Origin of the sequence: Roseovarius gahaiensis, assembly GCF_011601345.1 — a bacterium.
Lineage (GTDB): Bacteria > Pseudomonadota > Alphaproteobacteria > Rhodobacterales > Rhodobacteraceae > Roseovarius > Roseovarius gahaiensis.
Genome location: NZ_JAAORB010000001.1, coordinates 160,210 through 172,320 on the forward strand (window position 1 = coordinate 160,210; position 12,111 = coordinate 172,320).

General features: G+C 62.9%; 12 protein-coding genes. 3 read left to right on the forward strand and 9 right to left on the reverse strand.

What is annotated here, in order from left to right; genetic code table 11:
• Nucleotides 1–6 precede the first annotated feature (6 nt).
• Nucleotides 7–2,013, forward strand: coding sequence for a ComEC/Rec2 family competence protein (locus HAT86_RS00770; protein ID WP_167192683.1), 2,007 nt, complete (start codon nt 7–9; stop codon nt 2,011–2,013).
• Here the strand turns inward: HAT86_RS00770 and lexA are convergent.
• The 6 genes from lexA to HAT86_RS00800 all read right to left on the reverse strand — a co-directional run bounded on the left by lexA (nt 2,007) and on the right by HAT86_RS00800 (nt 6,909).
• Complete coding sequence (gene lexA, locus HAT86_RS00775; RefSeq protein WP_167192684.1) at nt 2,007–2,708, reverse strand: transcriptional repressor LexA; 702 nt, start codon at nt 2,706–2,708, stop codon at nt 2,007–2,009. The genes HAT86_RS00770 and lexA overlap by 7 nt on opposite strands.
• A gap of 142 nt (nt 2,709–2,850) precedes the next feature.
• Entirely contained in the window at nt 2,851–4,023 is a 1,173-nt protein-coding gene (locus HAT86_RS00780; protein WP_167192685.1) for a molybdopterin molybdotransferase MoeA, read from the reverse strand.
• Entirely contained in the window at nt 4,020–4,496 is a 477-nt protein-coding gene (gene moaC, locus HAT86_RS00785) for a cyclic pyranopterin monophosphate synthase MoaC (RefSeq protein ID WP_167192686.1), read from the reverse strand. Before moaC ends, HAT86_RS00780 begins: the two co-directional genes overlap by 4 nt.
• Nucleotides 4,497–5,312, reverse strand: a complete 816-nt coding sequence (trpC, locus tag HAT86_RS00790) for an indole-3-glycerol phosphate synthase TrpC (RefSeq protein WP_167192687.1) — start codon at nt 5,310–5,312, stop codon at nt 4,497–4,499.
• Nucleotides 5,309–6,331 (reverse strand): anthranilate phosphoribosyltransferase, encoded by a 1,023-nt coding sequence (gene trpD / locus HAT86_RS00795; RefSeq protein WP_167192688.1) that lies wholly within the window; start codon nt 6,329–6,331, stop codon nt 5,309–5,311. The genes trpC and trpD overlap by 4 nt, the downstream gene beginning before the upstream one ends.
• Nucleotides 6,328–6,909, reverse strand: coding sequence for an anthranilate synthase component II (locus HAT86_RS00800; RefSeq protein WP_167192689.1), 582 nt, complete (start codon nt 6,907–6,909; stop codon nt 6,328–6,330). The genes trpD and HAT86_RS00800 overlap by 4 nt, the downstream gene beginning before the upstream one ends.
• A 127-nt stretch (nt 6,910–7,036) precedes the next feature.
• On the opposite strand from HAT86_RS00800, the gene HAT86_RS00805 reads away from it, so the two are divergent.
• A complete protein-coding gene (locus HAT86_RS00805) occupies nt 7,037–8,611 on the forward strand; it encodes a divergent polysaccharide deacetylase family protein (RefSeq protein WP_167192690.1) in 1,575 nt (524 codons plus the stop codon).
• Nucleotides 8,612–8,717: 106 nt separating this feature from the next.
• Nucleotides 8,718–9,215, forward strand: coding sequence for a hypothetical protein (locus HAT86_RS00810; RefSeq protein WP_231125769.1), 498 nt, complete (start codon nt 8,718–8,720; stop codon nt 9,213–9,215).
• 55 nt (nt 9,216–9,270) lie between these two features.
• Here the strand turns inward: HAT86_RS00810 and HAT86_RS00815 are convergent, their stop codons facing one another.
• The 3 genes from HAT86_RS00815 to trpE all read right to left on the reverse strand — a co-directional run bounded on the left by HAT86_RS00815 (nt 9,271) and on the right by trpE (nt 12,102).
• Nucleotides 9,271–9,834, reverse strand: coding sequence for a pseudouridine synthase (locus HAT86_RS00815; RefSeq protein WP_167192691.1), 564 nt, complete (start codon nt 9,832–9,834; stop codon nt 9,271–9,273).
• Between the two features lie 39 nt (nt 9,835–9,873).
• Nucleotides 9,874–10,494 carry a rhodanese-like domain-containing protein gene (locus HAT86_RS00820; RefSeq protein ID WP_167192692.1) on the reverse strand — a complete coding sequence of 207 codons (621 nt, stop codon included), beginning with the start codon at nt 10,492–10,494 and terminating at the stop codon, nt 9,874–9,876.
• Between the two features lie 93 nt (nt 10,495–10,587).
• Entirely contained in the window at nt 10,588–12,102 is a 1,515-nt protein-coding gene (trpE, locus tag HAT86_RS00825) for an anthranilate synthase component I (RefSeq protein WP_167192693.1), read from the reverse strand.
• Nucleotides 12,103–12,111 lie beyond the last annotated feature (9 nt).

A 12,111-nucleotide genomic window follows, 5' to 3' on the forward strand; every position in this document is an offset into this window, starting at 1 on the left:
CAAGACGTGGCGCTTTGGCAATACGCGTGGTCCGCTTGGCTGGATCAGCGGGGGTATTTGTTTCCTTGGGTGCCGGTCTGTCTGGGCCTTGGCGTGGCGATTTATTTCGCCTTGAGGACAGAGCCATCGGTGTGGGCCTATGTCGGGCTGGTCGCCTTCTGCGCTGTTGCCACCGCTTTGGCATGGTGGTTGCGCGCCGGGATCGGCCCGCTGCTGCTGGCGCTGTCACTTATGGCCGCCGGTGTCTGTTTGGCGGGCGTGCGCGCCCATAGCTTTGACGAACCGGTTCTGGGCTGGCGGTATTACGGCCCGGTCGAAGGCCGGATCGTGGCCATTGATCGCTCGGGCTCGGATGCCATGCGCCTGACGTTGGATCACGTCCGCCTGGATGATGTCGCCCCGTCCAAAACCCCGGCGCGCGTGCGGGTTTCGCTGCATGGTCAACAGGGCTTTATCACGCCGCGCCCCGGTCTGCGGGTGATGATGACCGCGCATCTGTCGCCCCCCGGCGGCCCGGTCGAACCGGGGGGCTTTGATTTTCAGCGCCACGCGTGGTTTTTGCGCTTGGGCGCTGTTGGCTACACGCGCACACCTGTTCTGACAGTCGCCCCGCCCGGGGCCGGGCAGTGGATGTTCAAGGCCCGCATGGCCCTGTCCGCACGGGTGCAAGCCGCTTTGCCCGGTGAAACGGGTGGCTTTGCCGCAGCGATCATGACAGGCGACCGTTCTGGCATTGGCCAAGACACATTGCGCGCGCTGCGGGTGTCCAACCTCGCGCATCTGCTGGCTATTTCGGGGTTGCATATGGGGCTGCTGGCAGGGCTTGTCTTTGCCGCCTTCCGGTTGGCCTTTGCGGCGGTGCCAGCGGTTGGGTTGCGGGTGCCCGCCAAAAAATTGTCGGCTCTGATGGCTTTGCCCGTGGCGGCCGTTTATCTGGGCCTCTCGGGGGGCAATGTGGCGACGGAACGGGCCTTCGTCATGGTGGCCGTGGCCTTGGTGGCCGTGATGACAGATCGACGTGTCTTGTCGCTCAGGGCGGTGGCAGTGGCCGCGGTGATCGTTTTGATCTTGCGCCCCGAGGCGTTGTTGGGCCCGGGGTTTCAGATGTCGTTCGCGGCCACCACGGCGCTGGTTGCGGTGTTCGGATGGCTGCGCGATGCACAGGTTCCGCTTGGGCCGCGATTGGCGCGTGGGGCGGTGGCGGTGGTGATCTCCTCCACAGTCGCGGGGCTTGCCACCGCGCCCGTGGCTGCCGCGCATTTCAACCAATTCGCGCATTTTGGCCTGCTGGCCAATTTGGCGAGTGTGCCGTTGATGGGGGTTTTGGTCATGCCCGCCGCCGTGCTGGCCGCCTGCCTTTTGCCGTTTGGATTAGAAGCCTTGGCCCTTTGGGCCATGGGGCTGGGCCTAGACTGGATTTTAGGCGTGGCACACTGGGTGTCAGGCCTTGATGGCGCGCGCGGTACAGTGGTCAGTCCTGATACCATGGTTCTGCCAGTTATGGCGTTTGGCGCTTTGATATTGGTGCTATGGCAGGGCCGCTTTCGGCTTGTCGGCTGTCTGCCAATGCTTTTGGCGGTGTTTCTTTGGACAGGGGCCAAGCGGCCCGATGTCCTGATCGCCGATACCGGCGCATTGATAGGTGTCATGACGCCGGAAGGCCGCGCCTTGAACCGCGCGCGGGGAGCGGGGTTCGTCGCTTTGAACTGGCTGGAAAACGATGGCGATGCCGCCTCTCAGGAACGCGCCGCATCCCGTTGGCGCGATCAATCTGTCGGGGACATTGGCGTCTTGGCCCTGCGTGGAAAAGCCGCCGCCCAGAGTTTGACGACGTGCCGGGGCTACGACTGGATTGTGATTAACACCCCGGCCGTGCATCCCGTGCCGTGCACTGTGTTCGATCCGCCCCGCCTGCGGCACACGGGCGCGATCGCCCTCTACGCAACACCCGATGGCATCATTCAAAAAACCGCGCGCCAAGTCACCGGCGCGCGGATGTGGAACGCTCAATAGGTGCGGATCAATCCCACCAGACGGCCCTGAACCTTGACTTGGTCTTCAGGCAAAACGCGGGTTTCATAGGCCGGATTGGCGGCTTCGAGTGCAATCGCATTGCCGCGGCGATAGAATTTTTTCAGCGTCGCTTCCTGATCTTCGATCAGTGCCACAACGATATCGCCATTGTCTGCCGTGCTGGTTTCCCGGATCACCACGACATCGCCTTCGTTAATCCCAGCCTCGATCATCGAATCGCCCTTCACTTCCAACGCGTAATGCTCGCCCTGTCCCGAGATCATCGCGCCGGGCACGGCCACCTTATGGCTGACATGGGCAATCGCCTCGATCGGAACACCGGCCGCAATCCGCCCCATAACCGGCAGTTCCATCGCAGCCAGTGCCTCTACCGGCTGCGCGTTTGCCGGTTGCGCCGCATCGGGACGATCACCCTCAATCACGTGCGGGGTGAAGCCATGGCGCGCCTCTCCGCCCAGTGACTCGGGCAGCTTCACAATTTCAAGCGCACGGGCCCGATGCGCCAACCGCCGAATGAATCCACGTTCTTCCAACGCGGTAATCAGGCGGTGAATGCCAGATTTCGACCGCAAATCAAGCGCTTCTTTCATTTCGTCAAAACTGGGGGGCACGCCATCACGTTGGACGCGGTTATGGATGAATTCCAGCAGATCCAGCTGTTTCTTGGTCAACATGCGGCACACCTCCGGACTGTGCATTTTTTTTTGTTCTACACATGTTCCCGTTTTGTGTCAACTCCGCACCGCGAACCTTCATTGTTCTGAAAATACTCCGGGGGAGTCGCCGTTTACGGCGACGGGGGCAGCGCCCCCCTTTTCAAACCGCTAGATACTCGATCATTTCGCCCGCTTTTCGTGGCCCGTCATCGGCGGGGCGGATCATCAGCGCGTTGGCATCGGCCAGAACGCTCAGCAAAGCACTGTCTTGGCGGCTGGCCGGTGTGATTGCGCCACCGTCCACCTGCGCGCGCATGTAATGTTCGCGCGGTCCGCCCGCTGGTAAATCATGTGCGAGGCGCGCCGTTAGGCGCGACGAGCGCTGCGCCCCAAGGCCCAGCATGGCGCGGATCACCGGGATCACAAACACATGCCCGCACACCATGGCCGAAACCGGATTGCCGGGCAGGCCGATCATCACCGCATCGCCCATCCGGCCCGCCATCAGCGGTTTGCCAGGGCGCATGCGCACCTTGTAAAATGCCCGCTTCACGCCAAGGCTTTCGGTCACATCGCCGACCAGATCATGGTCGCCCACCGACGCGCCGCCGATGGTGATTACCAGATCTGCGTCGCGCGCCAGATCGAACGCCGCTTCCAACGAGGCGCGCGTGTCGCGCGCAATCGGCAGGATGCGGGCCTGCGCGCCAATCCCGTCCAGCATCGCCTTCAACCCGAAGGTGTTCGAGGCGATGATCTGGTCCGGGCCGGGGTCTTCGCCGGGCATCACCAGTTCATCCCCGGTCGAGATCAGCGCGACCTGCGGTTTGCGGCTGACAGTCACGGCCCCGATATTCATCGAGGCCAGAAGGGCAATATCCGCCGGCCTCAGAACACGGGGCGCGGTGATCCGGTCGCCGGTTTTGAAGTCCGCGCCGACGGGGCGGATATGTGTGTTGTCACCCAGATTGTCCCCCAAGGTGATCCGGTCGCCGTCGCGGGTGACATCTTCTTGGATGACGACCCTGTCGGCGCCTTCGGGCACGGGCGCGCCGGTGAAAATGCGCACGGCTTGGCCCGCCCGCACATGGCCCGCAAACCCGTGGCCGGCGGCGGCCTCGCCGATCACGTCGAACTGCGCGCCGGGGTGGGCGGCAGGGCCGCTGACCGCATAGCCATCCATGGCCGAGGCCGCAAAGGGTGGCTGATCGCGCCGGGCGACAGCATCGGCGGCCAGAACACGGCCCGCCGCATCCTTTAGGGGAACGGTTTCGCTGTTCAGCGGGGTAACCAGCGAAAACAGATGTTTCAGCGCGTCATCTACGGTGATCATGTGGCCTCGTAACGCCCGGATTTGCCACCATCTTTCAGCAACACGCGGATGCCACCGATCTCCATCGCCTTGTCGACGGCCTTGACCATGTCATAGACGGTCAATGCTGCGGTGCTGACGGCGGTCAGCGCCTCCATCTCAACGCCGGTCTGGCCCGTGGTCTTGACCGTCGCCTCGATCTGCACACCGGGCAACTCGGGATCAAGCGTCAGGTCTACCGCCACTTTGGTCACGGGCAGGGGATGACATAGCGGGATCAACTCGGGCGTTTTCTTGGCCCCCATGATGCCTGCCAGCCGCGCCACCGACAGCACATCGCCTTTCTTGGCGGTGCCGTCGCTGATCATGTCAAAGGTGGCTTGCGCCATGGTCACATGCCCGGCGGCCACGGCGACACGGGCGGTCACGGCCTTGTCCGAGACATCGACCATATGCGCATCGCCCTTGCCGTCAAAATGCGTGAGGCCCGCCATTTACATCCCCCCCGCGGTCAGCGGGTTGGCCAGCAGCGTTTGGGTGGCCGCGGCGACATCATCCGCCCGCATCAGCGATTCCCCGATCAAAAAGCATCGTGCGCCATACCTTGCCATATCCGACAGATCCTTGGGCGTGCTCAGCCCGCTTTCGCAGACGATCATGCGATCGGCGGGCACCAGCCGCGACAAGGTGCGCGTGGTGTCCAAAGAGGTTTCAAACGTGTTCAGGTCGCGATTGTTGATACCGATCATCTTTGAAGACAGTTTCGCGGCCCGCTCAAGCTCGGCCTCGTCATGCACTTCGATCAGCGCATCCATGCCCCAATCCGTCGCGGCCGCCTCAAGCTCGGCGGCTTGCGTGTCATCGACCGAGGCCATGATGATCAGGATGCAATCGGACCCCCATGCGCGCGCTTCGGCCACCTGATAGGGGTCATACATGAAATCCTTGCGCAGCACCGGCAGGTCACAGGCGGCACGGGCCTGTTGCAGATAGTCAGGCGCGCCCTGAAAACTGGGCGTGTCGGTCAGAACCGACAGACAGGCCGCGCCGCCATTTGCATAGGCCGTCGCCAATGTGGCAGGATCAAAATCTTCGCGGATCAGCCCCTTGGAGGGGCTGGCCTTCTTGATCTCGGCGATCAGGCCGTAGCCCAGCTTGCTGGCTTGCAACAACGTGTCGGCAAAGGGGCGGACCTCGCCCGCGTCGCGTGCGGCGGCCTCAACCTCGTCCAGCGGGAGTTCGGCCTTGGCGGCGGCGATTTCGTCCAGTTTGTAGGCCTTGATCTTTTCCAGAATGGTAGGGGTGCTCATGCGGCCTCCGATGTGATCTTGGCAAGGGTTCTAACTTTGGCGTGGGCTGCGCCGCTGTCAATGCTTTCAATGGCCTGCGCGACGCCGTCTTTCACGTCGGCTGCGTGGCCTGCGACCACCAATGCGGCCGCTGCGTTCAGCAAAACCGCGTCGCGATAGGCCCCCGCGGCCCCCTCCAGCAGCGCGCGAAAGGCGTTGGCGTTGTCTTCGGGGGTGCCGCCGATGATCGCCTCGAACGGATGCACGGGCAGGCCGAACTCTTCGGGGTGCATCTCGGTGTCGGTCACATCGCCGTTTTCGCCCAGTTGCGCCACCCATGTGATACCGGTGATCGTCATCTCGTCGGTGCCGTCGCTGCCATGCACCAGCCATGCGCGCTCGGATCCAAGCTGCCCCAGCGTTTCGGCCATCGGGCGGATCAGGTCGCGCGCAAAAGCGCCGGTCAATTGCCGTTTGACACCTGCGGGATTGGTCAGCGGGCCCAGAATGTTGAAAATGGTGCGTGTTCCCAGCTCGGCGCGGACCGGGCCGACATGCGCCATCGCAGGGTGATGCATCGGGGCCATCATAAAGCCGATCCCGGCCTGTTGCATGGCGCGTTCCACCACATCCGGGCCAACCATCACGTTGATTCCCATCTGCGTCAGTGCATCCGCCGCGCCGGATTTTGAGCTGAGGTTGCGGTTGCCGTGTTTAGCCACCGGCACACCCGCGCCCGCCACCACAAAGGCGGTCGCGGTGGAAATGTTCAGCGTGCCCTTGCCGTCGCCGCCTGTGCCGACGATATCCATCGCGCCTGCGGGGGCCGTCACCTTGTTGCACTTTGCGCGCATCACGGCGGCGGCGGCGGCGAATTCGTCCACCGTTTCGCCACGGGTGCGCAGCGCCATCAGAAAGCCGCCCATCTGGGCCGGTGTGGCCTCGCCCTCGAACAAACACGAAAATGCCGCCTCGGCCTCGTCTCGGCTCAGGGGGCGTTCTGCGGCGGCGCCGATCAATGGCTTCAAACGGTCGCTCATGCCGGGGCCTTCATCGTATCAAGGAAATTTTTCAGCAGGGCATGGCCGTGTTCCGAGGCTATCGATTCGGGGTGAAACTGCACGCCTTCGATTGGCAATTCGCGATGTTTCAGGCCCATGATCGTGCCATCCTCAAGCTCGGCGGTGATGGCCAGCACTTCGGGGCAGGTGGCCCGTTCGACCACCAGCGAATGATAGCGCGTCGCCTGAAACGGCGAGGGCAGGCCTGCGAACACACCCTGTCCGGTGTGATGCACTTGCCCCATCTTGCCGTGCACGATGTCCGAGTGGCGCACCACCTTGCCGCCAAAGGCCTGCCCGATGGTCTGATGGCCAAGGCAGACGCCCAAAAGTGGCGTGCCCGTTTCGGCGGCGGCCTGCGTCAGCGCAAGGCAGATGCCGGCCTGATCAGGGTCACACGGCCCCGGTGACAGCAGAATCCCGGCGGGGTTCATGGCCATCGCGTCTTGCACGGTCAGCGCGTCGTTGCGTTTTACAACAACGTCTGCGCCCAATTCACCGACGTAATGCACCAGATTGTAGGTGAAACTGTCGTAGTTATCTATCAAAAGCAGCATTTTGCCCGTCCTTGCGCCAAGAGGGGGGTGGAGGCCGGCGGTGCGGTCGCGGTATACATGTTCAGGCTTGCGCGGTACCGTCAAGGGGCGCATAGCTGAGAAAAGGTAATAACAGGGGGCAATTGCAGTGGCACGCGGGCTTTTTTCGGGATTCCTTGTCGGAACTGTGCTGTCGGGGGCTGTGCTTGGCACCGTGTCGGTGCTGACCGCGCCACCGGTGACCACCTCGCCCGAGGCGGCGGCGTTGGATGTTCCGGCAAGCTCGGAGTTTGATCAATCGCGCGAGGATCGCGAGGCTGATTTGCCCGCTTCGGACCAAGGCACGTCTGCTTCGGCCTCCGCGCCCAAGGTTGCCCCGCCCGAGCCGGATGACCTGACGTCTTTGCAAGACGCCGATACCGCGCCGGCCGGCCAGCCCGAAACGGCACAGCCTGAAAATGGACTGTCTGCGCCCGAGGTGGGCGATGACGCGTCAGGCGTTCAAGTGGAAAGTGACAGCCCGGTATTGCCCAGCCCACAAGCCATGGCGCCCACCGCGCCAGCGGATGACGACAACCTGTCGATCTCGACCGAACCGGCACAGCCCGCGGCCCCGGACGTGGAAGATGGTGGCGCATTCGATGGGCCGCAGTCCACGCCTGAGGCGTCGACCACGCCAGAGGATGCGCAAAGCTCTGACCTCGAAGCCGAACCCGAGGCCCGCGCGCCGCAAGCCGACAGTGCGGATCAGGACCGCCCCTCGGATGAGATCGCGACCATCCCCAACCCCACGCCCGACCAAGCCGCGCAGAACGAGGCTGACACGGCCGTTGACGCGCAGCCCGACGACACCGCCACAGAGGAACCAGAGCGTCAGGCCACAATCGGCAACATGGCGCAGGGGGTGACCACCGGGCGCTTGCCGTCAATGGCCGACACACCTGACACACCTGACACACCTGACACGACAGGGACCAACGCCGAGACCCGCGCCGCCACCCCGCCGGATGAGACAGACGCAGCGGATGGCGGCGAGGCCGAAGACACCCGGCCGCCGCTGGAACGGTTCGCCACCGCGTTTGACAATCCTGAAGGCAAGCCCCTGATGTCCATCGTCTTGATTGACGATGGCGACAGCGCGGTCGGGCTTGAGGCATTGTCAGGGTTTCCCTACCCAATCAGCTTTGCGATTGACCCCGGATGGCCCGGCGCAGCCGAGGCCGCCCGGCGCTATCGCGAGGCCGGGTTTGAAACCCTTGCCATGGCCTATTTGCCGCCCGGCGCCAGCCCGGCGGATACCGAGGTGGCCATGCAGGCGCAAATGGCGGCGGTTCCCAATGCCGTGGCCGTGTTCGAGGCCCCGGACGCCGATTTGCAATCTAATCGTGACGCCAGTGAGCAATTGGCCAGCATCCTGTCGGCCAGCGGTCATGGTTTGGTGATGTATCCGCAGGGGCTGAACACCGCGCAGAAATTGATTGCCAAGGACGGCGTGCCGTCGGCCACGATATTTCGGGATTTCGATGCCAGCGGACAGGATGCGACGGTGATCCGCCGGTTTCTCGATCAGGCGGCCTTCAAGGCCAGCCGCGAGGAGGGCGGGGTGATCATGGTGGGGCGCTTGCGCCCCGATACGATCAGCGCGCTGTTGCTTTGGGGCTTGCAGGACCGAGCCAGCACTGTGGCGCTGGCCCCCGTCTCGGCCATATTGCGCCAAGACTAAAACTTCAAAGTCACTTTGCGAAACAGTGTTGCAGGATGTTGATCAACCTGTACTAGAAAAATTCTGGGGTATTCTTCCTTAGGTATAAGATTATAAGGGGTTTGAAATGAAAGTGACAGTAGCAGCAGTGTTGGGTCTGGTGGCCAGTGCAGGTGTGGCCATGGCAGATATGTCGGCCCAGTTGGGCGGCGGATGGGATGGCGGCAAGGTGCCGTCGGGCCAGCAGTGCAATTTGCAGGGCGGCAATGGCAGCACACCGCCGATGCGCGTATCGGGTATTCCCTCGGGCGCGGTTTGGATTGTGGCCTATTTCAATGACAAGTCTTACAAGCCCCTGTCGCGTAATGGTGGGCATGGCACGATTGCATTTCCGGTGCGCGGCGCGGTGACCGACCTGCCAGCTGTGCCGGGTATGACAAAGCGGTTGCCCGGTGGGGCGCAGGTCATGGCCCCGGCCAAATCCTCGGGCAAATATGCCAGCCCCGGCTATTTGCCCCCCTGTTCGGGCGGCAAGAACAATCGCTATTCTGTCGATCTGAAGGCTGTGGATAAGCAAGGCAAGGTCTTGGCCGAAATCCGGGATTTCACCATCGGGCGATATTGATCAACACCATGCGGGCGGGGCATGTCCGCCCGCATGGGCAACCGCTTGGGGATGATTAGCGGCGGCTTTTGGTGGGCAAGTCACGCCATGCGCCGGGCAACAGCCCGTCAAGCGACCAATTGCCAATACGCCAGCGCACAAGCCGCAAGGTAGGATGCCCGATATGTGCCGTCATCCGGCGCACTTGGCGGTTGCGGCCTTCGCTGATGGTGATCTCTAGCCAGCAATCCGGCACGCTTTTGCGATAGCGGACAGGCGGATCGCGATCCCAGATGTCGGGCGGATCAATCCGGCGCACTTGGGCCGGGCGCGTCAGCCCGTCCTTGAGCGTGACACCCCGGCGCAGTGCCTCTAGCGCGGCGTCATCCGGCAGGCCTTCGACCTGCACACGATAGGTTTTTTTAGTTTTGAACCGTGGGTTTGAAATGCGCGCCTGTAGCTTTCCATCGTCGGTCAGCAAAAGCAGCCCTTCGCTGTCGCGATCCAGCCGCCCGGCGGGATAGACGCCGGGCAGGTCGATGTGATCGGACAACGTCGCGCGCGGGCTGTCGGCGGTGCCCTTGTCGGTGAACTGCGACAGCACACCGAAAGGTTTGTTGAAGGCGATAAGACGGGCCATGGCGCGCTGATGCCTCAGGACGCCATGGCTGACAAGGGGTTACTGGTTGGCCGCGGTCGGCATCAGCCCTGCGCGCACCTTGTAGGTCCAGGCACCGCCGGCGTTTTTCCAGCCGTTCACAGTGCGTTGGCCCGCGTCGGATTTGTCACCCTCGAACCCGTCGACAACCGTATAGGACGGGGTTTCGACACCGGCCTCGACCAAGGCATCAACCGCCGCCGCACTGCGCGAGCCTGAGCGGCAGATGATCAGAACCGCCGCCGGATCATTGGCCGCAACAAAGCCTTTGATCTGGTCGATGAAGGCCGGGTTATCCATCATGCCATAGGCGTTTTTCTTGGCGTTGTAGGGATGGTCGGGATTGACCAGCTTGAACGGGATGTTGGCATCCGTTTCATTGGCATAGCCCACGAACATGGTTTCCTCGGGACTGCGGATATCGACCAAGGCCACATCATCGCGTTCGGCCAGCAGGGCAATCGATTCAGCGGCGGTGATGTAGGTCGATGTGGCGTTGGTCTTTTTCTTGGGCAACTCAGATTCGATGACCGAGGTGTCAAGTTTCGACCCGTGACCATCAGCGAGGGCCGGAAGCGGCAGCGCAAGGCTGAGGCCCAAGGCCAAGGCAGGTGCGGCAAAAAGACGGGTAATGGATTTCATGGCGTTTCCTTTTCAAGACATTCGCGTTTTGGAATACGATGTCCTGTCTAAAGGTGTGCCGCCGTCTGATCTTTGACCTGAATCAAAGCCTGACTAGCGATTGCCATCCCCGCCAAAGCGTGCGGCATCGGCTGCGGCCCGCCGGATCGCGTTGGATTTGTGGACGGTTTCCATATATTCGGCCTCGGGGTCGCTGTCATAGACCACGCCGCCACCGGCCTGAATATATAGTTTTTCGTCCTTTACGACGGCCGTGCGCAGCGCGATGCACACATCCATGTCCCCACCGGCGCTGAAATAGCCCACGCCGCCGCCGTAGACACCGCGTTTTTCCGGCTCCAGCTCGTCGATGATTTCCATCGCGCGGACCTTGGGCGCGCCCGAGACCGTCCCTGCAGGCAAGCCGGCCAACAGCGCCGACAGCGCGTCTTGATCGGGGTCAAGCTCGCCCACCACGTTTGACACGATGTGCATCACGTGGCTGTAACGTTCGATGATGAATTCCTCGGTCGGGCGCACGGTGCCGATTTTCGACACGCGGCCCGCATCGTTGCGCCCCAGATCAAGCAGCATCAAATGCTCGGCCAGTTCTTTCTGGTCGGCCAGCAGGTCTGCCTCGTTGGCGCGATCCTCTTCCGGGGTGGCGCCGCGCGGACGGGTGCCCGCAATGGGCCGGATCGTCACTTGACCCTCCATCACCCGAACAAGGATTTCCGGGCTGGCCCCGACCACCTGAAAGCCGCCGAAATTGAAATAGAACATGAACGGCGATGGGTTGGTGCGACGCAACGAGCGATAGAGCGCGAAAGGCGGCTGGCGGAAAGGTTGGGTCCAGCGTTGGCTTGGCACCACCTGAAAGATGTCACCGGCGCGGATGTAATCCTTGGCCTTTTCAACGGCGGCCTTGTAGCCCGCGTGCGTGAAATTCGACACCGGGGCTTCGTCTTCGGCGGCGGCATGGCCCAGATCGCGGGCTTGTTGGGGCAGGGCGCGGTCAAGATCGCGAATAGCGTCCATCACACGCTCGGCCGCCTGAGCGTAGGCTGCGCGCGCCGACTGGCCACTGCCTGCCCAAGCTGGGGCCACGACGATCACCTCGCCCTTGACGCCATCCAGCACCGCCACGACAGACGGCCGCATCATCAGCGCATCGGGCAGGCCCAACGGGTCGGGGTTCACATCGGGCAGATGTTCGACCAGCCGGATCATGTCATAACCCAGATAGCCATAGAGCCCCGCACTGGCGGCGGGCAGATCATCGGGCAGGTCGATTTTGCACTCGGCGATCAGGGCGCGCAGATTGGTCAACGGGTCGCCGTCCTGAGCCTCAAAGCTGTCGCTGTCATAGCGGGCCTGCCGGTTGATGCGGCTGGTCTCGCCATGGCATTGCCAGATCAGGTCTGGCTTCATGCCGATGATCGAATAGCGGCCACGCGTTTCGCCACCGGTGACGGATTCCAACATGAAGGCATCGCGCGCCGCGCCGGTCAATTTCAGCATCAAGGAAACTGGCGTGTCCAGATCGGCGGCCAACCGGGCGTGGACCACCTGATTTTGGCCGGATTCAAACCCTTTGGCGAAGTCTTCGAACGAGGGTGTCAGCTCCACGTCAGGGCC